Annotated in this window: 23 protein-coding genes and 2 tRNA genes; 1 reads left to right on the top strand and 24 read right to left on the bottom strand. The window is 54.2% G+C overall.

Annotated elements, in window-relative coordinates; all coding sequences use genetic code 11:
- Positions 1-17: 17 nt before the first annotated feature.
- The 6 genes from SELSP_RS03735 to SELSP_RS03710 form a co-directional block, all read right to left on the bottom strand.
- A complete protein-coding gene (locus SELSP_RS03735) occupies positions 18-1352 on the bottom strand; it encodes an MATE family efflux transporter (RefSeq protein WP_006192986.1) in 1335 nt (444 codons plus the stop codon).
- A gap of 58 nt (positions 1353-1410) precedes the next feature.
- On the bottom strand, positions 1411-3069 hold the full coding sequence (locus SELSP_RS03730; protein WP_006192987.1) for a DUF4153 domain-containing protein: 1659 nt from the start codon (positions 3067-3069) through the stop codon (positions 1411-1413).
- Positions 3070-3335: 266 nt separating this feature from the next.
- Positions 3336-3728, bottom strand: a complete 393-nt coding sequence (gene rpsI, locus SELSP_RS03725; RefSeq protein ID WP_006192988.1) for a 30S ribosomal protein S9 — start codon at positions 3726-3728, stop codon at positions 3336-3338.
- A gap of 25 nt (positions 3729-3753) precedes the next feature.
- Complete coding sequence (rplM, locus tag SELSP_RS03720; protein ID WP_006192989.1) at positions 3754-4194, bottom strand: 50S ribosomal protein L13; 441 nt, start codon at positions 4192-4194, stop codon at positions 3754-3756.
- Positions 4195-4433: 239 nt separating this feature from the next.
- Positions 4434-4510: transfer RNA gene (locus SELSP_RS03715), tRNA-Met, on the bottom strand.
- Between the two features lie 9 nt (positions 4511-4519).
- Positions 4520-4595 (bottom strand) — tRNA-Thr (locus tag SELSP_RS03710).
- Between the two features lie 196 nt (positions 4596-4791).
- On the opposite strand from SELSP_RS03710, the gene SELSP_RS03705 reads away from it, so the two are divergent.
- Positions 4792-5988: a helix-turn-helix domain-containing protein gene (locus SELSP_RS03705; protein WP_006193208.1), complete on the top strand. Its 1197-nt coding sequence runs from the start codon at positions 4792-4794 to the stop codon at positions 5986-5988.
- A gap of 309 nt (positions 5989-6297) precedes the next feature.
- On the opposite strand, the gene SELSP_RS03700 is transcribed toward SELSP_RS03705, so the two are convergent.
- The 18 genes from SELSP_RS03700 to pglX all read right to left on the bottom strand — a co-directional run bounded on the left by SELSP_RS03700 (position 6298) and on the right by pglX (position 24623).
- Complete coding sequence (locus SELSP_RS03700) at positions 6298-7257, bottom strand: chemotaxis protein (RefSeq protein ID WP_006193076.1); 960 nt, start codon at positions 7255-7257, stop codon at positions 6298-6300.
- Between the two features lie 81 nt (positions 7258-7338).
- Entirely contained in the window at positions 7339-8256 is a 918-nt protein-coding gene (locus SELSP_RS03695; protein ID WP_006193078.1) for a CvfB family protein, read from the bottom strand.
- Complete coding sequence (gene rsfS, locus SELSP_RS03690) at positions 8257-8589, bottom strand: ribosome silencing factor (protein WP_006193080.1); 333 nt, start codon at positions 8587-8589, stop codon at positions 8257-8259.
- A gap of 43 nt (positions 8590-8632) precedes the next feature.
- A complete protein-coding gene (locus tag SELSP_RS03685) occupies positions 8633-9664 on the bottom strand; it encodes an LCP family protein (protein ID WP_006193081.1) in 1032 nt (343 codons plus the stop codon).
- Positions 9661-10251, bottom strand: a complete 591-nt coding sequence (yqeK, locus tag SELSP_RS03680; protein WP_006193082.1) for a bis(5'-nucleosyl)-tetraphosphatase (symmetrical) YqeK — start codon at positions 10249-10251, stop codon at positions 9661-9663. Before yqeK ends, SELSP_RS03685 begins: the two co-directional genes overlap by 4 nt.
- Positions 10248-10862, bottom strand: coding sequence for a nicotinate-nucleotide adenylyltransferase (gene nadD, locus SELSP_RS03675; protein WP_037367703.1), 615 nt, complete (start codon positions 10860-10862; stop codon positions 10248-10250). Before nadD ends, yqeK begins: the two co-directional genes overlap by 4 nt.
- A gap of 65 nt (positions 10863-10927) precedes the next feature.
- On the bottom strand, positions 10928-11080 hold the full coding sequence (locus SELSP_RS12255) for a hypothetical protein (protein ID WP_006193084.1): 153 nt from the start codon (positions 11078-11080) through the stop codon (positions 10928-10930).
- Complete coding sequence (locus SELSP_RS03670; RefSeq protein WP_006193085.1) at positions 11077-12336, bottom strand: glutamate-5-semialdehyde dehydrogenase; 1260 nt, start codon at positions 12334-12336, stop codon at positions 11077-11079. Before SELSP_RS03670 ends, SELSP_RS12255 begins: the two co-directional genes overlap by 4 nt.
- Before the next feature lie 44 nt (positions 12337-12380).
- On the bottom strand, positions 12381-13508 hold the full coding sequence (gene proB, locus SELSP_RS03665) for a glutamate 5-kinase (protein ID WP_006193086.1): 1128 nt from the start codon (positions 13506-13508) through the stop codon (positions 12381-12383).
- 76 nt (positions 13509-13584) lie between these two features.
- Positions 13585-14874, bottom strand: a complete 1290-nt coding sequence (gene obgE / locus SELSP_RS03660) for a GTPase ObgE (RefSeq protein ID WP_006193087.1) — start codon at positions 14872-14874, stop codon at positions 13585-13587.
- 208 nt (positions 14875-15082) lie between these two features.
- Complete coding sequence (rpmA, locus tag SELSP_RS03655) at positions 15083-15364, bottom strand: 50S ribosomal protein L27 (protein ID WP_006193088.1); 282 nt, start codon at positions 15362-15364, stop codon at positions 15083-15085.
- 5 nt (positions 15365-15369) lie between these two features.
- Positions 15370-15681 (bottom strand): ribosomal-processing cysteine protease Prp, encoded by a 312-nt coding sequence (locus SELSP_RS03650; RefSeq protein ID WP_006193089.1) that lies wholly within the window; start codon positions 15679-15681, stop codon positions 15370-15372.
- Complete coding sequence (rplU, locus tag SELSP_RS03645) at positions 15681-15992, bottom strand: 50S ribosomal protein L21 (protein ID WP_006193090.1); 312 nt, start codon at positions 15990-15992, stop codon at positions 15681-15683. Before rplU ends, SELSP_RS03650 begins: the two co-directional genes overlap by 1 nt.
- Positions 15993-16140: 148 nt before the next feature.
- On the bottom strand, positions 16141-16446 hold the full coding sequence (locus tag SELSP_RS12425; protein ID WP_006193091.1) for an ATP-dependent protease La: 306 nt from the start codon (positions 16444-16446) through the stop codon (positions 16141-16143).
- 38 nt (positions 16447-16484) lie between these two features.
- Positions 16485-16643: a hypothetical protein gene (locus SELSP_RS12420; RefSeq protein WP_232362363.1), complete on the bottom strand. Its 159-nt coding sequence runs from the start codon at positions 16641-16643 to the stop codon at positions 16485-16487.
- A 95-nt stretch (positions 16644-16738) separates the two neighbouring features.
- Entirely contained in the window at positions 16739-19330 is a 2592-nt protein-coding gene (gene pglZ, locus SELSP_RS03635) for a BREX-1 system phosphatase PglZ type A (RefSeq protein ID WP_006193093.1), read from the bottom strand.
- Positions 19331-19562: 232 nt separating this feature from the next.
- Positions 19563-21035 carry an ATP-binding protein gene (locus SELSP_RS03630; RefSeq protein WP_013740679.1) on the bottom strand — a complete coding sequence of 491 codons (1473 nt, stop codon included), beginning with the start codon at positions 21033-21035 and terminating at the stop codon, positions 19563-19565.
- Positions 21036-21047: 12 nt separating this feature from the next.
- Positions 21048-24623, bottom strand: a complete 3576-nt coding sequence (gene pglX, locus SELSP_RS03625) for a BREX-1 system adenine-specific DNA-methyltransferase PglX (RefSeq protein ID WP_013740678.1) — start codon at positions 24621-24623, stop codon at positions 21048-21050.
- Positions 24624-24633 lie beyond the last annotated feature (10 nt).

Raw genomic sequence — 24633 nt, 5'->3', positions numbered from 1 at the left:
TATGACGAAGACAGCGCTCACTCTGGTCGGATGCACATCACCTTCAAATGCTTGAGGTAGAAACGATACAAAAAATAGAGGCACAGCGATGTCACCGCCCAACTGATCGGATAGATGATCATGAGCGTCTCGAACGTCGGACGATGCGGGAAGACGAGCCAGACCCACGAGAGGCGCACGCCGCAGATACAAACGAGCGTGACGATAGCCGGCATCAGAGAGTAGCCATAGCCACGCATCGAGCCGGAGAAAATGTCGATGAATACGGCAAGAATCTCGGGTACGACGACGTAGACGATGCGTATGACGCCGATCTCGACAACGGCAGGATCGCCGTTAAAGATGCGCAGCAGCGGGCGCATGAAGAGAAGTATGAGTGCGCCGAGAACGAGCATGGCGACGATATTCAGGCGAAGACTCCAGCGTGTGACCTCGCGGCAGCGCGGCAGATTTCCCGCACCGTAGTTCTGGCTGACGAAGGTCGTACACGCCTGCTGAAAGGCCGCGATCACACAGTACATGTTGATCTCGATCGTGAATGCCGCCGCAGACGCCGCCATGACCTCCGCGCCGAGACTGTTCAAAGCCGCCTGAATGACGAGGTTCGCAAAGCAGAAAACCATGCCCTGCACGGCGGCGGGCATGCCGATGACGAAGATGCGCTTCGCATGGTGACGGCGCACGCGCAGGAGACGAAAGTCGAGCCGCAGGACACCCTCTTCACGGCGCAAGGCACGGATGAGCAGGGATGCCGCCACGAGATACGAGAGCACCGTGCCCCACGCCACGCCGTCAGTGCCCAGTCCCAGGACAAGCACGAAGCCCAAGTCAAGGACGACGTTGAGAGCGCTCGCCGCCAGGAGCGCGATGAGCGGCGTGCCCGTATCGCCATGACTTCGGAGGATCGCCGAAGCAAAATTATAGACGCTCATAAAGGGCATTCCTACAAGAAATACGCGCAGGTAAAGCTCCGCCAGCGGCATGACGGCATCGGGCACGTCAAGCAGGGAAAGCAATGGCGCAGCGAAAAGCTCGCCCAGCAAGGCCACACCTATGCCTGCAAGGATCGAAAGTGCAAGAGCCGTATGGACGGCACGGCTCGCCTCCTTGAGGCGACGTGCGCCGATGTACTGTGCGATGACGACATTGGCGCCGAGAGAAAGTCCGAGAAAGAACGTCACAATGAGTCCGACAATGGGCACGTTGTTGCCGACTGCCGCCATCGCCTCCGTCCCGACGAAGCGCCCGAGCACCGCGACGTCCGCCGCATTGAACATCTGCTCCAAAATGCCCGTCAAAGCGATGGGCAGGGCAAAGACGATGATCTTATCCCAAAGCGAACCTTCAAGCATATTGATTTCTCTTCGATGAATCCCCAGCAAAAAACTTCCTTCTTTCCCTTGTCGCAGCCTAGCGCTTCAAAAGCACACCCTTGATTTGCGCCGTTATATCCTCTCTGCCCTTATGGCTGCGGACGGACAAGCCGACATCATACAGCCAAAGACAAGTGTTTTCATCTATATCTATTCTAAGCTCCTGCGTGAATTTTCCCGTTCCTCTCGCATCCTCCTTGTGCGCGTATGCCAAAAGCTCCTCGAGATACACAGAAACATCGAATCGTTCCTTTGTTCCGTCCCCCTTGTCCACGAAAATCACGCCATCCTCCACAGCAGGATTGTCAATCCGATAAGCTTTCTTCCAACCATCTACAGGAATGCAGACAGGATTTTCCGCTTGAAACTCGAACCATTCGGTAGTTTTTTCCCTCTTCTGCATCCCACGCAGTTTCGCAAGCGTCTCACGCATGCCCGGCGTTTCGAGAAACGACGTCTTCTTCTGATCGGTCAGATACTCCGAAGCGCTCAAGAGCCTGTCACGCGCCCCTTCAGCAAGTGCGGGATTTTCCACGACTTCGCCATCCTGCAGCATGTCGTTTTCCTCAAGCACGCCCCAAAGGCGCGCTTCCTGCGTGCGAAGCGGCACATCGACGATATTGAGCGGCGTCAGCGTGAATGCGGCAATCATGAGTGCCAAGACAAGAAACGCCGGACGTGGCGAGCGGCGCAGGAAAGCAAGCACGAGCAAAAAGATACCAAAAATCGTGCAGAGGATCGACGTATAGCGCAGCACCGTCAGGCCGTACGGCTCGACTCGCTGCCAAACAGCGATAGCCTGCACCGCAAGAATCGGCAGAAAGAGCAAAAGACCCCAGCGCAGGAAATGCCGTAGCAGCAAATAGCGTGCATCATTCGCAAAGCAGAAGAAAAACACGCTAAAGGCTAGAAGAGCCAGCGAGGCAAACCAATTCATCATACCGACGGGTATCGCCCAACCATAGATGATCTTTGCCACATAGAGATAGAGAATCGCGAGCAGAATCAAATAGACGGGCCAAAGCACGCGCATGAGGAGAGCGCGAAAGAGCGCGGGCGTCCCCATGTTTTTCCCCTGCTCAGGCAAGCTCGCGAGAAAGACCTGCATCCCGATAAAAAGAAAAGAGAACTCTGCAATGAGAAAATACAGCGTCGTATGCAATCTGCCTTCCAAAGAAAAAAGCAGTGAATCGAACGCCGTCAAGCATGTACTGAGAGACACGATCAAAAGAGTGCCGACAAGCCATGCCTTAGAGATTGCAAAAAACACAGCAAGTGCCGGCTCCTCGCCTTCGTTCTGCGACTCAAGGCAGTAAAGACCGACAGAAGCAAAAACAAGCGCTGGCCCTGCCGTCTTGAGCAGAATATAGGGATCCGTCCAAGCATGTCCCTGCACAAGAATGAAGAAAAACACAAATACGACAACCGGCAGCAGCACCTCGAAGCCATGCCGCTCCTGTCCGCGCCGCTCCAAGAAAAGTCGCAGGGCAGCCGCGAAGATGCAGCCGATCGCCGCCGCTGCCGCCGCGCAGCCAATCTCCTCCGTATACCAATCTTGTATCTCATACACATGGCAGTATGTAAGCACACCCACGCAAACAAACAGTACAACATCAAGAATCATCGCTGTGCGAAAACGCTGATAGCCGCCCTGCACCGACCGGCAGAGCCTCTGGCCCATGTCCTTTACGCCCATACCTGCACCTCCGCCATCATCGCCCTATCCCTTCTTTGCCTATTCGCCTTCCGTTTCATTCTTTCCTGCTGCACACACATTATACTTGGATTTCAAAAGCATCCGCCTCGTACCATGAAAACCTTTGTAACTTGTATGTAACTTTCAGCCCGAAAATTAACATATTTTGTCAATCTTACGGCAGCTTCAGCACGCCGAGATAAGCAAAAAAGCCCGCCAGCACTGGACTGACGGGCTTTTGTAACTTTCTATTCGGTTCTTGCTGCTTAACGCTTCGAGAACTGCGAAGCCTTGCGGGCTTTTTTGAGACCGTACTTGCGGCGCTCCTTCTCACGCGGGTCACGCGTGACAAAACCTGCCTTCTTCAATGCAGGACGGAGTTCTCCATCGAGTTCCATCAGAGCACGCGTGATGCCGTGGCGAATTGCACCTGCCTGGCCCGACGCACCGCCGCCCTTGACGTTGGCAATGACATCGTACTTGTCCACCGTATCAGTGAGATTCAGCGGCTGACGAACGATGAGTTCAAGCGTCTTGAGACCGAAATACTCTTCCATGTCGCGACCGTTGATTGTGACTTTGCCGTCACCGGGAACCAAGCGAACGCGAGCGACCGAGGTCTTTCTGCGACCTGTGCCGTAATAGCTGACTAATGCCATGGATTAAAGCTCCTCCTTCCAGAAATCAACGGATGTCGAACGCGAGCACTTCAGGCTTCTGCGCTGCATGGGGATGTTCAGAACCAGCATAGACATTGAGCTTGCGGTACATCTGTGCACCGAGGCGATTCTTCGGCAACATGCCGCGCACCGCTTTCTCAATGACCTTCTCCGGAGCGTTCTCCATGAGCTTCCCTGCCGCTGTGAACGTCGTGCCACCCGGATATCCGGAATGACGGAAGTACATCTTATCCGTGAGTTTCTTGCCTGTAAAGACCGCCTTCTCCGCGTTGATCACAATGACGAAATCACCCGTGTCAACATGCGGCGTGAAGGTCGGCTTGTTCTTGCCGCGAAGCACCTTGGCGACTTCCGCCGCCAAACGTCCTACTGTCTGGCCGGCAGCATCGACAACATACCACTTGCGCTCGATATTCGCTGCATTCGCCATAAATGTCGTCTTCATGCGAATCCTCCCTCAACCTATTGCAATGCATTATTTTCATGAATGATGGCCTGCCGGCGCTCCGGGGCTAATGGATGCGCTTGCTACGACTCATACAGAAGTATTTTACCACGAAAATTTAAGAAGTCAAGTCCAATGGAAGCAGACAAATCCGTTTCTAGTCTCCGCTTTCATTATACAACTAGCCTTCATCTCGCAACTGGCCAACATAACAAAAACCCCTCGCAGGGGTTAAAAAATGGTGGCGGCACAGAGATTCGAACTCCGGACACTGCGGGTATGAACCGCATGCTCTAGCCAACTGAGCTATGCCGCCCTATTATGATGGAGCTGATGACCGGGATTGAACCGGTGACCTTATCCTTACCAAGGATACGCTCTGCCGACTGAGCTACATCAGCAAATCGACAACAATAGGATTATACACGATACGTCATGGCTTTGCAAGGGATTTGCGAAAATTTCTTTTCCCTGCCACGAAAAGGTAAATTTCCAAAGTAAATCCCACATAATAGGTCACTAACGGGATTTACTCTGAGAAGAATTTATGGCTGAATTTAGTGTGAGAAATCTCTCTACACAAAGGAGGCTGTCATCATGAAGCAAGCAGACAACAACAAGAAGAACAAGCACCTTACTGCACAAGACCGCCAGGAAATCATGAACGGGCTCGACAGGGGATTGTCCTTCAAGGCGATCGCCCTGCTCGTTCAGAAAGATCCTACCACCATATCTTACGAAGTGAAGCGACATCGCAAAGAGCACCGCAATGCGTTCGTGCAAACAGACGAACTCTGCCCCTTGCTCGAAAAGGCACCCTTCGTCTGCAACGCCTGCCCCAAGCGCCGTTCTGCTAACTGCCGCTTCCTCCGCCTTCTCTATGTCGCTCCGCAGGCACATGCCGAATACGAAGCGCTCCTGCACGATGCACGCGAAGGCATTCCGTTGAACCGTGCGTCTTTTTACAAGCAGGATCGCATCATTTCCTCTTGCATTGAGAAGGGGCAGCACATTTATCATATCGTCGCTTCTCACCCAGAGCTCAATGTGTCTCTCAGCACAGTTTATCGGCATTTTTCCAAGGGATATTATTCGGCTTCCAAGATTCACCTTCCACGCGCCGTAAAGTTCAAGCCTCGCAAAAAGAAGCGGGCGGATGTCGTTCCTTCTGCCATAAAGAAGGAACGCACCTATGCGGATTTCCTCGCTCATATGGAACGGGAAGGGCTTAGCGCACATACGCAGCTTGATACCGTTATCGGAGTTTCAGGCGGCAAAGTCATCCTCACCGTCCACTTCACTGCGTTCAATTTCATGTTCGGGCTTCTGCTCGAAAACAAGACGGCTGTGCAGGCTGCCTTGAAGTTCCAAGAGGTCAAACGAACTTTGACTGCAGGCGGTTTTGCTTTTCCTGCCCTTATGCCCGTGATGCTTACGGACAACGGTGGAGAGTTCTCCGATGTTTTCGCCTTTGAGAACAATCTTGAGGGGGAAAAGGAGGCCTGCCTTTTTTTCTGCGATCCCATGCAGTCTTACCAGAAGGCGCAAATTGAGAAGAATCACACGCTTTTTCGCGATATTGTGCCGAAGGGGTCTTCTTTCGACCATTTCACACAGGATACCGTCAATTTGATTTTTTCGCACATCAATGGCGTCCGTCGCAACATTTACAGCGGCAAGTCTCCCTATGAGATGTTTACGTTCGCTTTTTCCGAGGAACTGGCTGCTCTTTTGGGCATCTCGTATGTTGCGCCGGAAGATGTCGTGCAGTCTCCTAGACTTCTAAAGGGCTGATCTTGCGCTGCACATCTTTCTCATAGTAAATCCCGCCAGGGTGGAACTTACTCTGAAAAGCCTCGCTTTTCGGAGTGCGAAGCATGTCCTTCTTTCTAGCTTATCCCTTATGGTTCGGTCGCTTTTAAGACGATATTGTGCTCAGGTCATCCATTGCATACAAATTCTGATGCTTCTCGCACTTACTCCTATCGGCTTTCTTAGACTAAATCCCATAGACTTACATCAGCGGAAGTTACTTTGCGAATTTACGCCTGCCACGAAAAAGCCGCAGTGCCATGAAGGCGCTGCGGCAAGAAGAATCCTTTTTTAAAAATCGTCGTCCATGCCCGTCGTGTCGATGCCGAAAATCAGCTTGTCGATCGTATGGATGAGCTGGTTGATCTCGGGCTTCGAAATCTGGGCACTTGCTCCGAGGTCGTCGCCCTTGCGACGCATTTCCTCGGAAATCAGCGACGAGAATAGGATGAGCGGAATCGGACGCAGACGATCGTCGCCGCGCACGAGCTTCAGCAGGCGGTGTCCGTCCATCTTCGGCATCTCGACATCCGAGATGATGATGCGCACCTTCTCGAAAATCTGATCAGGCTCCGTCTTCTCCGCAATGCCCCTGAGGAAGTTCCACGCCTCCTCGCCATTGCCGAAATCGCGCACGAACGTATATCCGGCACCGTGCAGCGTATTGACGAGAAGGTCGCGCAGGAGCACCGAGTCCTCCGCCACAATGATGTGCTGCGTGGCGCGCTTCTGCTTGATGTCCTCCGTCGTATCGTCAACCGTCGTGAGCTTCTGATTGATCTCGGGATTGATCTCCGCCATGATCGTCTCAAAGTCGAGCAGAAGGACGATCTTGCCTTCCATCTTCACGAGACCGACGACGCGCGACTGATCGCCGACTTCCGGCGCCGGCTCCATGTTCTTCCACGAGATGCGATGGATGCGCGAAACATTGTCGACAAGGAATCCCATGTCGTAGCCGTTGATCTCCGTCACGATGATGTTCTGCGAGCGTCCCGCCGCCTGTCCGCTCATGACGCCGAGGCAGCGCGGCAGATCGACGAGCGGCACTGCCCTGCCGCGCAGGGTAAACAGTCCGTTGATGTACGGATGCGCCTGCGGCATCGTCGTCACAGGAAAATCCGATGCCTTGATGACTTCGCGCACCTTCGCGACATTGATGCCGTAATCGACAGCGCCGATGTTGAACTCGATGATTTCAAACTCATTCGTGCCGGTTTCCAGCAAAATGCCCTTTTTTTCTTCTGCCATGAAAAATCCGCCCCCTATTTCATACTTTCAAAGACACAATTCGTTAAAAAGACCTGAAATCCTTCTTTTATTTGCGGGGAATCACGGATTATTTTCGCGCTTCCCCTCGCCCTCCTCAAGCGAAGCCCCGTCTTTAAGAAGCGTCCAGCCATCCTTCTCCTCGACGCTTCCCACCTTGAGCAGATGCCCGAGAGCACGCTTGAACGCCGCCTTGCTGATCTGGAACTTCGCCTTGATGATCTCAGGCGTCGTCTTGTCGCTGTAGGGCATCCTGCCCTTGTGCTCCTCAAGGTAGGCGAGGATGCGCTCGGCGTCCGTGACGAGCGCCTTCTCCTTCGGCTCACGCAGGGAGCCGTTGAGCCTGCCGTCCGTGCGCACATAGGTGATGCGCACGGTGACTTCCTCGCCCACGCGCGGCCGCTCGCGCATGTCCTTGTGGGGAACGAACACGATGTAGCGCTCGTCGGTGAAAATAAACGCGCCGCTCTCCGTTATGTTGTAAATCGAGCCGGATAGATGAGCGCCGACGCTCACATCTGTCGCGGGCTTCGAGGCGCGCCGCAGTTCGTCCTCGACCTCCATCGTCACGGCGAGCCTTCCCGATTTGTCCGTGTAGAGCTTCGCCCAGACGACCTCGCCGATCTGCGGCCTGCCGCGCATTCCCGCGTAGGGCAGAAAGATGCCGCGCTCAGCGCCGACATCGAGAAAAGCGCCGTCGCGGCTCACGTTGATGACCGTGAGCCGTGCGATCTGCCCTTCCTTCATGCGCGGCGTCCTCATGCTCGCCGTCAGGCGATGCTTGGGATCGAGGTAGAGGAACACTTCGACCTCTTCTCCGACGGAGATTTCGCGCGTCTGCTGCGTCTTGTGCAGCAGGATATCGTCCGATGTATTGCCCGTCTCGGCATCGAGGAACGCGCCAAGCTCGCTTATACGCGCAACGCGAAGGCTCGCGACCGTACTCGGTCCGTACTTCCTGCGCTTTTCTTCCGCCATCATCTAGTCCTCATAATGCTCTGCCGGCGCATCACTCCATAGCCTTTCCAAAGCGTAGAACGCGCGGCTCTCCGTCATGAAAACATGCGCGACACAGTCGCCGTAGTCGAGGAGAACCCACTCGCCCTCGCGGTAGCCTTCCTTGTGCAGATACGGCTTCTCATGCTTCTCCAGCATCTCGTCTTCGATATTGTCGGCGATGGCGCGCACCTGCGTCGCCGTATTCGCCGAGCAGACGATGAAATAATCCGCCGCTGTCGTGAGCTCCGCCATGCGCATGATGACGATGTCCTGCGCCTTCTTGTCGCTCGCAGCTCTGGCGATCGCCCGACTCATTTCTTCCGGTGTGTTGCTCAAAATCCATGCCTCCTACTGCTCTTCACTTATTATCGTCATTTTCTCCCTCATGCTTTACCAATTCTGGGAATAATTCTTCGATCTTTTGCCCGATCGCCGCGCGATCCGGCAGCCAATAGCCTTCACGCTGCACGGTGGGAAGAAGCAGCGTCGTCGGCGGCTCATCGCCGAGGTTCTTCAAGACCTTCGCGAGACGCGCCGAATCGAAAATCTCCGCACTCGTCGTCATGCGATACTTGAAGATGTCCGCCACATCAGGCAGCTTCGGGATCGTGTCGACTTGCAGGAACTTCTCGTAGAGCGCCTTGGCGAAACGCTGCTGACGGTGCAGCCTGCCGACCTCGCCAAGCTCCGAACTGCGGTAGCGCAGATACTTCTGCGACGTGTCGCCGTCCAAGTGCTGGAATCCCTTGGGGATATGGATGGAAAGCCCCGCCTCGGGGTCGTCGTAGTTCATCTCGTCCTCGACATAGAGGTCGACGCCGCCCAAGACATCGACGAGATCAGCGAGAGCATGCGTGTCGAGCGTCACATACTGATGGATGGAGACGCCGAGAAGATCCGACAGCGCCTGCACCATAGTCGGAGCGCCGCCGTGCGCGTAGAGATCGGTTGCACGTATCTCGCCGCCCTTCTGCGGCAGCTGCACGATCATATTGGGCGGCACCGTGATGGCACGCAGACGACCCGTCGCATTTTCCATGCTGAGGAGCAGGATCGTGTCGGCGTGCTGCCCTTCCGTGCCGTTCTCGTCCGCACCGTCGTCAATGCCGAGCACGAGGACGTTCGTGTAGCCGTCAAACTTCGCATCGACGTGACGGTCGCGCTCCTGTCGCCGCTCTTCGTAGCCCTGATAGACGGCGTCGATTTCCTGATAAATACTGTGCCCGATGCCGTAGAGAAAGTAGCCTGCGACGGCGAGCACGGCGATGAATATGGCAAGGAAGAACATCAGCACGAGGAAGCGTGCACGCGCGATGCGGCGGCGACGCGCCTGCTCCTTGCGCTTCAAGCGGATGTTTTCCTGCGTGCGGCTCCTCTTTCTCTGCGTCATGGCGCATGACCCTCTTTCGCACGGGCGCGAAGGAGAATTTCGTTGCGTGCCGCCACCGTCGCCGGATGGATGAGCCTTCCGGACTGCAGGACGAATGCGATGGACTGGGAAAGCCCTTCGAGCACCATCGCATTGAGACTCGCCGTGCGCGACAGCGCACGCAGCTCCTCGACCTCAGGATAGTCGCGCTGCGGCTCGATCATGTCAGCGAAGTAGATGATCTTATCGAGCTTCGTCATGCGCTCGCCGCCGACTGTATGGCGCCAGATCGCTTGCTGAATCTCCGCGTCCGTCACGCCGTACAGTTCCTCCGCACGCCTTGCGCCCACGTAGGCATGAAGAAGGAGCGGCATCGCACGCTCGACCTCGCCGTAGGCAATCGAGCGCCGCGCCGCCTCAGCGGGAAGATCCGCCGTCCGATATTCGCGTGCGCAGTCGTGCAGAAGCCCCGCAATACGCGCCTTTTCCACGTCCACGCCGAAGCGCCCGGCGAGCATGGCGGCAGTGTCCGCGACGCCGAGGGAGTGCTCGTAGCGCTTCTTTTGCAGCCGCTGAGCGAGTTCTTCTTTCATCGCCTCGTAATTCATGAATACAGACCTTCTTTATAGATGTAGGCTTCGACCTTTTCGGGCACGAGATAGCGAATCGAGCGCCCCCCCTGCAGGCGACGCCGGATGTCCGTAGAGGAGATTTCCAGCTCCGGCGTCTGCACGAGTCGTATGCGCGAGAGCGCTTCCTCGCCGAGATGCGTGCGCACCTCGTCCAGGGAGAGCGACGCCCCCTTGCGCCTCGCCGCCACGAAGCGGCAAAGGGAAAAAAGCTCGGCGACGCGATGCCATGTGAGGATGGCGCTGATCTCATCGCCGCCGACAATGAAATAGAAGTCCACGCTCTCGCCATGCGTTTCGACGAGATCACGCAGCGTATCGTAGGAATACGACGGACCCTCGCGCCGCATCTCCACGTCGAGCGCACGGAAGAAAGGATTGCCTTCCACGGCAAGCTGCACGAGACGCAGGCGGTGCGCAGCCGCTGCCACCTTCCGTCCGGGCTTGTGCGGCGGCTGCGCCGCGGGAATGAAGATCACCTCGGAGAGCGCCAATTCCTCCCGCGCCGCCTCCGCGATGACAAGATGCCCGAGATGGATGGGATCGAACGTGCCGCCCATGATGCCGACGCGCTTCTTCTCCTGTGCCACGACCTCACCCCGCTTCCCATGCGACAAACGAATGCGGCAGATTCAGCGAAAGCACCCTTCGTGAATCAGCCGAAAAGAAAGAACGTCAAGGCCAGCGCCGCCGCCATGCTCAGAAAGATGACGAAGACGGCACGCACGGCATCGTAGAAATCGTACGCGCCCTTTTCCGTCGCCAGATACTGCCTAATGGCACGCGCATAACCGAGGAGGCGCTTCATTCGCGCACCTGACCTTCGCCGTAGATCAGATACTTCATCGAAGTCAGCTCCAGAAGTCCCATGGGACCGCGCGCGTGCAGCTTCTGCGTGCTGATGCCGATCTCCGCGCCGAAGCCGAACTCGCCGCCGTCCGTGAAGCGCGTCGAGGCGTTGACGTAGACCGCCGCCGCGTCGACTTCCGCCTGAAAGCGGTGCGCATGTTTGACGTCGTTCGTGACGATCGTCTCCGAATGACCCGTATTGTAGCGGTTGATATGTGCGATGGCTTCTTCTAGATCACGCACGACCTTGACGGAGAGGATGAGATCGCCGTACTCCGTCGACCAATCCTCCTCCTGCGCCTCCTTGAGCGAGGTGCAAATGGCACGCGCCTTTTCGCAGCCGCGCAGCTCGACGCCCGCCGCTTCCATCGCCCGCACGAGGCGCGGCAGGAATTCCTCGGCGATACTTTCGTGCACGAGCAGCGTTTCCATCGCATTGCAGACCGACGGGCGCGAAACCTTCGCATTCAGAGCGATTTTCTCCGCCATGGCAAGGTCGGCGCTCTCGTCGACGAAAGTGTGGCAGACGCCGCTGCCCGTCTCCAGGACAGGCACCGTGCTGTTTTGCACCACAGCGCGGATGAGACCCGCCCCGCCGCGCGGAATCACGACATCCAAGAGGCCGTCGAGGTGCAGCATCGCCTCGACGCCCTGCCGGTCAGCCGAGTCGATGAAGCCGATCGCGCCCGCAGGCACTCCCGCCTCCTGCGCCGCCTGCGCGAGAAGCGACGCGATCGCCGTATTCGAGCGGATCGCCTCCTTGCCGCCGCGCAGCAGCACGGCGTTGCCCGACTTCAGGCAAAGCCCCGCCGCATCCGACGTCACATTGGGACGCGCCTCGTAGATGATGCCGACGACGCCGAGCGGCACGCGCACGCGACGGATTTCGAGCCCATTGGGGCGCACCGTCGAGAAGTCGCCGCGCCCGACGGGATCGGCAAGAGCTGCCGTCTCGCGCAAACCCTGCGCCATCGCGTGAATGCGGCTCTCATCAAGCATAAGGCGGTCGAGGTAGGAGCGCTTGATCGCCTTCTTCATGCGCGCCTCTTCGAGATCTTCGGCGTTCGCATCCAAGATGAGACGCATCCGCTTTTCGAGCATATCCGCCATGGCATGAAGCGCCCTATTCTTGTCCTCAGGCTTCATGACTGCCAGAAGTCTCGACGCCTCCTTCGCCGCCTGTGCCTTTTCCTTGACCAACGCCTCAATGTCCATGATGAACCCCTCCCCATACTGAAGCCCCGCCGCTATGCGGGGCTTCAGACCATCAGAACCATATTGTCGCGGTGGATGACCTCCTCGTGGATCTCGCCCTCGATGAGTCCTGCGAAATCACGGCTCTTGCGCCCTGCAATCTTCTCGATCTGCTGCGCACTGTAATTGACGATGCCGCGCGCAATCTCCTGCTGACGCGCTGACAGCACGCGCACCGTCGTACCCGCCGCGAAGCCGCCCTCGACGGCGCGGATGCCCGCTGCCAGAAGGCTTGAGCCATGCGTGCGCATCGCCTCCTCGCAGCCCTCGTCGACGATGACGTCGCCCGCGATGCGCTTGCCGAAGGCGAGCCAGCTCTTTCTGACTCGAAGATGCGACTCCCTCGCAGGGAATACCGTGCCCACAGACTCACCCGCAAGGACAGCGGAAATCACGTCATCCTTCGCACTCGGCGCAATGACAAACGTCGCGCCCGCATTCACAGCAATCTTCGCCGCCTCGATCTTCGTCGCCATGCCGCCCGTGCCGAAGGAAGAGCCAGCACCGCCCGCCATGCGCTCAATCTCTGGGGTGATCTCCGCGACCTCAGGAATCAATCGTGCTGTCTTGTCTTCCTGCGGATTCGCCGTATAAAGCCCGTCAATATCCGAAAGGATGAGCAAGGCGTCGGCGTCGATAAGCGTCGCGACCGTCGCCGACAGCGTGTCATTGTCGCCGATCTTGATCTCGTCGACGGCGACGACATCGTTCTCGTTGATGACGGGCACGGCGCCCATGGCAAGAAGCTCCAGGAGCGCGTTGCGCGAATTGGCATACTGATGGTGACGCGCGGCATTCTCCTTCGTCAGGAGCACCTGCGCCGCCGTCTGTCCGTAGTCGGCAAAAAACTTTTTATAAAGCGTCATGAGGCTCGACTGCCCGATGGCCGCCAAGGCCTGGCGTGCGGGAATCTCCGCCGGCTTCTTCTGCAGGCCGATGCTGTCCATGCCGATGGCGATGGCGCCCGAGCTCACGAGAACCATCTCGCGCCCCGCGTTCTTGAGGTCGGCAATCTCGCGCACGAGGCGATCCATGCGCCGAAAATCAGGCTTTCCCGAAGTGCGCACGAGCGTGCTCGTGCCGACCTTGACGACGATGCGCTTCGCCTCGCGCAGACGTTCGCGTGCATTCATACATCATGCCTCCCTCGAAGAACCGCTGATACGTTCAGCCGCCTGTCTTCACACATTTGCGCTTCCCTTTTCACCGCTACTCGCGGTACTCGAACTCCATATCGCCGATATGAACCGTCATGCCTTCCTTGATGCCGCGCTCCTTCAAGAGCGCGTCGATCTTCTTCATGCGCCAGATATACTGGAAGCGGCGCACCGCCTCATCGTTGCCGAAGTTCGTCATGGCGACGAGCTTTTCCAACGCCTTGTTCGAGACGATGAAATCGGCGCGGTCGTTGCGCGTGATCGTCACGGCGTCCTCCTCTGCCGTTTCAAAGGACGCATCGTAGACGCGCACCTCTTCCGCCTTCTCCTGCGGCTCGTCCTTCAAGGTTTCGAGCGTCTCGCCCACATAGTCGATGAGTTCCTTCAAGCCTTGATGCGCGGCCGCTGAAACGGCGAAGATGCGAATGCCCTCCTTCTTTGCGAGGGCTTCCAGACGAGGCAGATTCTCAGCCGCTTCGGGCAAGTCCATCTTGTTAGCGACGAGGATCTGCGTGCGTGCAGCGATCTTCTCACTGTACTTCTTGAGCTCCGCGTTGATGCGGTAGTAGTCCTCTACGGGATCGCGTCCCTCGATGCCGGAAGCATCGACGAGATGCAGGATGAGACGCGTGCGCTCGACATGGCGCAGGAAGTCGTGCCCGAGTCCCGCACCGTCCGCTGCACCCTCGATGAGTCCCGGGATATCCGCCATGACGAAATTCTTCTCGTAGTCCGTCTGCACGACGCCGAGCACGGGCACGAGGGTCGTGAAGTGGTAAGCGGCAACCTCAGGACGCGCCGCCGAAACCGCCGTGATGAGGCTCGACTTGCCGACGCTCGGATAGCCGACGAGTCCGACATCGGCGAGCAGCTTGAGCTCCAACAGAAGCTCCTTGCTCTCGCCCGGTTCGCCAAGCTCCGCAAACGTCGGCGCACGGTTCGCCGAATTGGAGAAGCGTGCATTGCCGCGCCCGCCGCGCCCCGCCTTCGCGATGACGGCCTCTTGCCCAACCTCCGTGAGATCGGCGAGCACCGCGCCCGTCGCCGCATCCTTGACGAGCGTTCCCGGCGGCACCTTGATGATGCACGGTTCGGCGTTCGCGCCCGTCATATTCTTGATGTCCCCGTTGCCGCCGTCCTTGCCCTTGAACTTCCGATGATAGCGGAAATCGAGCAAGGTGTTCATATTGCGGTCGACGACGAAGACGATGTCCGCACCGCGGCCGCCGTCACCGCCCGAAGGCCCGCCCTTGGGGATGAACTTCTCGCGGCGGAACGCCGACTTTCCCTTGCCGCCATCCCCCGCTTTCACGCTGATCTTCGCACGATCGATAAACTGCATCGCTGCCTCCTTTCAAGAACGCCCTCGGCGTCGTCCCTGCGCCCTTGATGCACATGCCTCAGCGCCGCAAAACCTGCGGCGCTGGAGCATGAGCGCCAAGCGCTCCGAACCTCAGATAGAAAAAGATACCTGCGTCGCAAAAGGCGCAGGTACTCTTTCTTGCAACATATTTAAGGAAGCGCCAATAAACTCAGCACCTCCTTAAGCCTTAAGCCGTCGGATAAACGCTGACCTGGCGGTTGTAGCGACCCTTGCGCTCAAAAGCGACCTTGCCCGCCACCTTGGCGAAAAGCGTATCGTCCTTGCCGATGCCCACGTTGTGACCCGGATGGAAATGCGTGCCGCGCTGACGCACGAGAATGCTCCCCGCCGTCACAACCGTGCCCGCGTGCTCCTTTACGCCGAGGCGCTTGGACTCGCTGTCACGGCCGTTGCGCGTGCTGCTCACGCCCTTCTTATGCGCGAAAAGCTGCAAATCAAACTTAAACATGGATCTCACCTCTCTTTGTATGAAATCTTTACGGCGTCGGGCTCGATCTTTTCGATCTCCTCCAACCCCAGCCGCATTGTTTCCAACACAGCTTCGGTGAAATCGTCGGGCGCTTCCTTGAGCTTCAGGAAAAAGTCCCCGCTCGCGACACGATAGCTTACCTCGCGATGCAGATGCTTTCCTATGCCGAGAAGAGCTGTCTGCACGATGGAGGAAACTCCCGCACAGACGATGTCGGCGCCATATTCGCCGTTGTGCCCCTTGACCCGGCAGCCCGATATTTTCCCGTCTTGACGCTCGATCTCGATCTCGATCATCAAGCTTCAATCTTTTCGATAACGACCTTCGTGAAAGGCTGACGATGACCCTGACGACGACGGTAGTTCGACTTCGCCTTATACTTGAAGACGAGAATCTTCTTATCCTTGCCCTGCGCCTGAACCTTGCCCGTCACCTTCGCGCCCTCGACGAGCGGACGGCCGACCTTGACGGTATCGCCGTCAACAACCGTCAGAACCTCATCGAACGTCACGCCCTCGCCCTCTTCGGCATTGAGCTTCTCGATGCGGATGACATCGCCCTCGGCAACGCGGTACTGCTTGCCTCCGGTCTTGATAATAGCGTACATGAAAACACCTCCCTGCGTGTTACTCGCCGACTACGGTACGGCAAAGCCGTTTCAAAACCTCGCCGAGCGGTTGAAAAATGCCGTGCGAAAGACGCACATGCATTTACCGTAAGATAATATCATACGGTATGGGAAATGTCAAACGCTTTCAATGACTGGCAAAGACAGCTGCAGCTTGCGGAAACAAGCGATCGTACTTCTCCGGGTATTCATCGGCGATTGGCACATTGGTAAGTCCCAGATTCGAAAAGTTAGCCACATAGATGTTCTTCTTGATGTCAAGCCGCACGGTAAGGGAATCAATAACCGTATGGCTGCCTTGGCTGCGAAGCTTGGAGAGTATCTTTTGCGCTTCATCGGGACGGACGAAATTATCCGCCAGTATTCTCTTGACTTTCTGGATGCCGCCTTCGATAATCTCCTCGTCATCCGAGCTGCAATACTGCCCCAGCAAGAATTCAAGGACATAGACGGGGACATTCGCCCCTTCTTTTATTTTTTGGTGAGGTCTTTGCGGACGATTTTGCCGTCAAAATGCTCACGGAGTTTCCGCTTGAGGATTTCCCTCGTGCTGTCTGTACCCTCTTGGGTATCGGTAACTTCCGGCTCATCTTGGAGCAGCATATCGTCCATTTCCTTTTCTTCTGCCATAAAATCCATATCCTCGCTCCATCTTAGGGAATTACGGATAAATTCAGTTCCCCATCTTCACACATTCAGGTGACTCCATTATACTCAGCACTTCCCTAGCTAAAAAAATCAAATTCATCCACCGCAAAGGCGATATCAATGGAGAATTTCTCCTGCCTGACGGGCAGACCGCTCTCGTCGGCGATGACCAGATAGTAGTTTTCTTTGCTGTCGTATTTGAGCGACTTCAAATTAAAACCTACCCTAAACGTACGTTCTTCGGCATGATCCGAAGTCTTATCGGCGATAATGTGCACCGTATCGCTGACAACTTTCCCGTTGCTGTCCGTAAAGTACACGGTATAAACAGCCGCCTCTCTATTTCCCGCCGCAGCCTCTTTCTGGTAAAAATTCAGAGAAAATATCATATTGCTGATTTTTCTGCTGGAGGATAAGAGGCTTAGCGTTACAGGCTTAGTGTCGTACCGTGCTTTATTTTTTTTGTATTCTTTGGAGTCGTTTCTGAGATAACGGTAGTCGATCAGCGGCACGACCATCTCTTGAAGGCTTATCCCGCCATGTACGAAATTCAGGCCGCCGCCCTTCATTTTTATGCGAAGGTTGCCACGAGGGGCGAATGCATCATATTCCGTATCCCCATCCAAGAATTTTACAGGCAGAAGATACTCCGGCGCAGCGCCTTTCCGCACGATGGCATAGCGGCGGGCGATTTCCACATCCTGGCTGCTCTTTGTAATTTTATCCACCTTGTCATCTTCCCGGAGCGGATTAAAGGTATAGAGAAAGCCGTGGTCAGCGGTAATGAAGATGCGTGTCCCGCTGAACTCGCCGGTAATGATCCGCACCATATTCTTGATTTCTTCGATGGCCTCGCCGCACGCCCCGAAAATAGAACTTTCACTATGTCCTGCCTCGTCGATGGTATCGTGGTAAATATACACCACATCCATGCCGCGTACCAAGGCGCTCCGCTCCGGTCGCTTCATGCCGAGCATATCCTTATATTTCAGTGCGACGCTTTTGGGATTGGCGGCTTTCAGAATTTTATCCCGCCGGGGCGCTTCTGTCGATTCGCCGTCCGCCAAAACGGACAATCTGCCGGCCTTTTCCTCCACGGAAAGTCTTTTATGAGGCAAGAGCGCCGCCATACCGAACTTGGTAATCGTGGGGAATATTCCCTGCATGGAACCAAGTTCCACCTTGCTCTGTGTTTCCCGTCGGAGGTCGTCGGCAAGTTCAGCAGCCACTTCATAGCGGAGCGCATCGGAAATTATGACATAAACTCTCGAATCCGCAGGATAAACCTTGTGACGGTAAAAATCTGTCTGCATGGGAATATCAGAGGCTTTTCCGTGTGCAGAAAGACTCTCCTCTACAGCGTTCAACCAACTTGTTCCAAGTTCCTCCAAAAACCAGTTGACATACAGCCCTTCTGCCATATCTTTGATATCGGCAAACATATCCGATAAATCCGCATGGCAATTTTTCAAACTGGCGTCGTAGCTTCGGTGGAATCGGCGATAAAAGGTATCGAAGCGATAATATTCCTCGGTGTATCCCTGCCAGATTTTTTTCGGCGCTATCGCATGGAAGCCGTCTGCATGGCTCTTGAAAAACTCTTGCATATTCGCTGCTTGGTATAGCCCTTCGTAAAAATTGCGGCTTGCCTCATACCAAGCGAAGGTACGTCGCTTTTCCACGATTTCCTTGACGAATTTCGGATCGATGACGTTTTTCTCCATATCCCGCATGAGCTTTACGAGGATAATCTCGTTCACGCAAGGGAATATGGCAGTATGCAACAAATCAGCGATTTCAAGTTTCATAAATCGCTCATGAAGATTCGCTTCAGACTCTGCAAATTCGGCAATTTCGTGCAAAGCATGATGGTCTTCGGCATAGAGCCAATCGGAAACAAGGTCATAGCAAAAAGCCGCATGAGCCGTGGATATATATGTATCCAGCCCCTTCAAAAATTCCTGCCGCAGGGTGCGGCTGACAGCTGTCAGAAGGATATGGACAGCCAATGCCCCAAGGGTGGGATTTTCCTGCGCGTACCCCGTACCCTGGGCAACCATACGCCAAAACACATCAGCAATATGGTAGCCTTCAAAATCCTGCCACAGATTATTGGCTGAATGATTTAGTCCTGCCTTCAGAACCGCCTTGATAATTCCGGCGGGCTTTGCGTCTTTTATCCCTGCCAAAGCCGCCATGATCGAGAGGTGCAATCCTCCGGCAGTAGTGGGAAGATTCGTCTGCGCCATTATTTTCTTGCGGCGTTCCTTGGCGTTCATAAACTTGCGGTAGGGCTTGATGGCGCTTCTAAGGCTCGGCGTCTGCGGCAGTCCCATCTCGCTCAGCCACATGGAAATGAGATCAGCGCGGAACTCTTCGCTGTACAGTTCGATATCCAGAAGCCAATTATCCTCCAGCGTTTCGTAGGCGAAGGGAGAATAGAGAAGATAGTTGCTGTCCGTATCGTCCACGGCGAGAAGTTTTTTCACAGAAAAATAGTTTGTTCCTGTGAGAATGGCAATTTTGGCATTATTCAGTCGTATCTCGTCGATTTTATCGACAAACTCCTTCTCCTCGTCATGCCAGACGATCATGCGCCGCCGATAAAACTCCGGCAAAGGCTCGGCAAAGCGGCGGTTTAGATCGGCGATAATCTGTTCTATGTCCATGTCATTCCTCCCTCATCTGTAGTTATCGTGATTCTTTTCCATGTCTATGCGGAGTGCTGTCAGGGAACCTCGCAAAATCGCTTTTGAACCTCGCAAAAACACGCCCAGCCTTATAAGCGGCTCACGTGGCTTAAAATCAAGGTTTGGCGGGCAGGAAAGGCATTGCTGTGGCTTGAACCTCGCAAAATTGCCCCTGAACCTCGCAAAACGCCGTTCTAACCTCGCAAATTTTCTATTCCGTCAATAGAGGCCCCGCCTCGTAAGTGCGATTGGGGTCATAGGTATTGCCGTTGGCCTTTAAGAATCCCTTGGCCATCAGAGTTTTTAGGCGAGTCCTGATCGTATTGTCGGATTTCCCTATATAAGCAGATAACTGCGCCCTGCTGGCAGCCCCCCGATTCAGGATATAGGCCATAATAGCCTGTTCCGTAGCATCCAGTTGATTCCATCTCGAAATGCCTACATTGTTCAAGGCATACAGTTCCTGACGCATCCTCCGCATGACGATATTATTCTTCAAAAGCAGACGGAGAGACTCGCCAGGCTCACTGTACACCGGGTCATCCAAAAAAAGTTCTGCCATATCCTCGTAGATGCGCTTGACGCCTTCATTCACTTCCCGTACCCAGCCGAACTCTGTCATGACACGGGAAATCCGAGGATTGCGCGAGTAGCGCGTTTCCCTGATGTTTGCCAAAGTAACAATATTGGGGAGCTTGCCCGGGCTTTCGATTTCCAATCGGTCATCATACATACTAACCTTGATGAAATTCCCACTCATGGCATACTCACGGTGCGTGACAGCGTTGACAATCCCCTCCAGCCAAGCAAACTCCGGGTACTCCGGCACAATGCGGAATTTTCCGCTTTTCACGTCGAGCATGGTGAATTCTCGGAGTTGGGTCGCAAGGAATGTCTTAGCGGCATCCACAATACGAAGCAAGGGAAGCTCGATGCTTTTATCGCGGCTGATGTTGATTTTAGTGCCGGACATAGCGGTAGTTCCTTCGTACCGTAGGAAGCGGATACGGCAATTCGGATAAAACTGAGCGATGTTCTTGGCAAAAAGAAGCACTGCTGCATGGGTTAAAAATTCGCGATCATCCACCGTCTTTATAAAGCCTCTTGCCTTCAGCACATGATGGTTGGTGGAATCATCGGCCTCTAGGCGATGCCGGTATTCTCTCAAGAGTTCCTCATCCAAGTCCTCCAGCGTAGCATCTCGGTTGATTTCATCCTCATAGTTCCGGGTACTTTTGGCATATTCCAAGTTGATTAAATCCTCGCCCTTCATCTCCTTGGTTTTGTCGCCTATCCTCAGATAAGTGCTGTCATTACTGGTGCGAACGATGTAATCTACGCTCTTTTTGATATGGAGCAACAAAAGACGGTCTGCCTGTCCCTTCGCATTTTCAACGTCAAGCAGTTCATATTCAAATTTCGGCATAGGCTTGCAGCAGTTTTTCGGCGCCGTTATCAATTCGTTCAAATGGTCTTCGCCGATGAAATTTATACCTTCCACGGTATGCGTTTTATCGCTGATGCCGAGAACAATCGTTCCACCGTCTGCATTGGCAAATGCAGAGATAATCGGTGCAAGATCGGAAGGTCTGATTCTGGCAGATTTCCTGTCAAAATACTTGTTCTCTTTGGCAGTCTGCATATACTCCAAAGTAAGCATGGAATTTATGCCTGATTGCGTCATGAAAATCCCTCCTCACTTGATCTTCGCCAATACATCCTGAAAAATCGCGTAGTTGTGCTTCACGCCGTCGTCCAGGTCGATGGCGATCATCTGGTCGGCGAGGTGGTGGATTTTTTCCTCGTATTCCAGGAGTTCCTTGGCTTGGGCTTCCACAGCCGCCAGTTTCTTTCCGGCTTTCACCTTGTCCCCTGCGGTGGCGGCGTTATCCCGCGCTTGTTCCAGACTCTCGATGGCGGTGCGGTAGCGCGATTGCTGTTCGTGGACATAGTCCGTGCGGATGCGGGCGATGGTGTCCGGGCAGTAGCGGTGCATATAGACGAGGCACTTGAAGCCGTTTTTCTTCCCGCTGTCAAAGAGCCAGTAAATCGGGCGTTTCTGATACGTCTTGACGTGATCGGCATAGAAACCCGTGAGGAAGTAGCTTCGGATGACCTCGCGCGAACTGCCCCTGCCGCCAAGGGCATCGGCGATGAATTGCAGATTCTCTTCCAAGGTTTCCTTGCCGAAAACCGTCGCGATAAACTCCACGAAACGACCGACAATATCATCATCGAAATATTCATCGTCGCATATTGGGATGATGGCATCCTCATCCGGCAGGAACGTCCTATACTTGCTGTCATCCCATTCACCCCCGGCATAGACAAGCCCCGGCGTATCGAGGGAATAGCGGCCAAACATGCAGCCGACGGCGTAGGAAATCAAGCTCCGTATATCGCGTGGAAGATCGGCTCGCCGCACAGTCACATCCTTGTCCTCGACCTCGGGCGTGAGTTCATCCGCGAGGCCGTAGATGTCAATAAAGATGCGGTTGAGTTCTTCCTCGTTTTCCTTCAATGCGGAAAAGCGATCATTGCAAGCCTGCTCCCAGTAGGCATAGCGATCCGTCAGAAGTGAGACCGATTTTTTGCGCTCGGCAGAGTGGATGCCATAGGAAAGCTGCTCGCGGCGTTCGTAAGCCGTAGGTGCAAGAGGATGGGACTGGAAATCCCATGAGGTTTCAAAAGCATCCCAGTCGGCGCGGGAGATGGAGATGTTTTGGTTGGTTAATTCATCAACTTTTTTTTGTTGAGTCTTGCTTTTGATTACCGGTATAGACTTTACAGTTCCAGAGCCTGTGTTTATTGTAGGGTTTATTATTCGCAATATGTCATTTGCAATTTTCGTATTAAGAAAACCTGCCAAATATGATTCATCCTGCTTTTTGTAAGGGAAAAGCCCATTGGCACCTGAATCAAAAATAAATCCACTTGGATATATTCGGCAACTAAACTTTGCCATAGTTACACCCGTCCAAGTTATACCAGGCTTAAAATAGTATTTTTCATTACTTATTTTCCAACCCAAATTATCTCCGAGTTCAGGATAATTTAGCCGTGTATTATCTTTGATTTCTTCTCCATCATTCTCCCAATTAACTACATATTCATTATTACCATACCATTTGCGAAAATTTCCTCCCTTATTATATGGAATCCATTTTATAACGCCTTTGCTTGTAATACTAAAATTGTTTGCAGACACTTCATACCATAATCTTAAAAATCTTTCGTTGTCACCAGTTCGCATACCGATGCCAGCAAAGCCATAATCCTTTATGCATTTTTCTCCAAAGCAACGAAGCATTGCCTCACTCACCCAATAAGCCACTGGGCTGCCCGGAATCTTGGAAAAGTTTTCCTGTGTGGCAACAAAATAGTTTTTCTTATTAAAAAATTCCACCTCTTTTTCATCCCGTCTTGAATAACAATAATCAACCAATCGGACAGCAGTCATCCTATAATTGAATTTCGTTTTGCGAACAACCCATGAAACTATAGAATTATGCCCTACTTTTCCTTCAAAAAGCTCTGTGCCACAATCAACTAACGTGTCAATAGCACAATCTTTATACATATAAGAACGCAGTTTTTCAAAACTCGACAAACTCATCCAAGATGCCGTGGTAACAAATGCCACATAGCCATTTGTTTTGGCAGTTTCTTGAAGCGATTTTTTGAGCATAACCATGCTCAAATCACTTTTCTCATTTGGGAAATATTTCTTCACATACTCGTTAAGCTTGAAACTAAAACGCGTACTTCCAAGGTATGGAGGATTAGTCACAATCACATCATATTTTTGCGAGAATACCTTTGCCTGTTGAATCAGCGGTAGAATCCTTCGTTCGACTTCATCGATCCACGCCCGAAAGAGGAGATTTCCTGTCTCCTGCCCAGTTTTCTCGATAAAGTCCACGAGTGCATCATAGCGATCTGCCTGCACCGTCAGAATAGAGCCATATTCCTTGGCATCTTGGAATATTTCAATCAGATAATCCGCCATACGGATGAAATCGTCCTCAAAGGTGAGCTGCCCGGAAACGAGGCTGTCCCCTGCCGTTTCCGCCCAAGTCGCAAGTCCGTTGCTCTCCTCTATCGCCATCACATTCGGCTGAATCCCACGGCTGAAAAAGCGACGGTCATACTGCCGCGCCTTCATCATCACGGCAAAATAGGAAAGCTGTGCCGCACGGTCGTCGATGTCTAGGCCATAGAGATTGTTTTGCACGATGGATGCTGCGGCTTCACGAGCCGTATATCCATAGTCCTCGTAGATCTTCACCAGTACGTCAAACATGTAGCAGAGGATATGTCCGCTGCCCATGCAGGGGTCGATGCAGCGAATGTCCTCCGGCTTGCGGTTGGCAGATTCTTTGCGCATCTCGGCAAGCTGTTTCTGCACAGACTCCTCCTGCTCGGCTTCAGGCAGATAGTATTTCCATTCGCCTTGCAGGTTTTCGTTCGGATGTCCTTCGAGCCACAAGCGGCCTAGGGAATTTTCCACCATGTAGCGAACAATCCAATCTGGTGTATAAATTGTTGTTGCCGCAGGGAGCAAATGTTTTGGAATCTTCTCTTTAGAAAGATTGCCGTCATATACCAATTCATTTAAAGCCGTGTTGTAGTATTGGTACAGCCAGCCGATGATCTGCACCTGATCGCGCCAATCCTCCTCAGGAATGCTTCCCGCATCGCCCTGCTTGACAAGACGCTCAATCACGCTGCCTTCGCGGAGCAGATTGTCGGGCAGCAGCAATTCCGTGAAATCCTCCAGTCGCTGAAACATTCCCGGCAGGATTTCATTCAGGGCATTGCACTGCACGATGATAAGATAGCGAAAGAGCGCCTCCTCGTCATTGCCTTCCTTCAAGGCATAGACTTTTTCCTTGTCCAGCCCCGGCAAGTCCAGATGGATCGCCTCGGCGAGAATCTGCGGCTTGAACTCTCCGGCATCGTTGGTGAATACCCGCACATGCGAGGGCAGATAGCCGTTGACCTCCATGAAGCGAAGCGCGGCGAAGCGGTTGAACCAAGTGTAGGCCGCTTCTTCCATCGTCTGCTCGTAGCCGTGCGCTGCCACTTTCTCGATGAGCGCACGCCGCTCTTTCTTCTCGGTATCGGAGAGAAGGCGACCTTCAACGCTGTCCGCTTCGGGGTCAGCAGGGATTTCAGGGGCAATGCCATAGCGCATCGCCTTCTTCGACACACGGTCGATCAGCTCGCGCCTTGCCCATACCGCATATTTCTTTATCGCATTCTTATTCATCGCACTCTCC

Origin of the sequence: Selenomonas sputigena ATCC 35185 (assembly GCF_000208405.1) — a bacterium.
In the GTDB taxonomy this organism is placed as follows: Bacteria; Bacillota; Negativicutes; order Selenomonadales; family Selenomonadaceae; genus Selenomonas; species Selenomonas sputigena.
The sequence above is the reverse complement of the archived record's forward strand: the minus strand, read 5'-3'. Positions and strand labels throughout refer to the sequence as shown.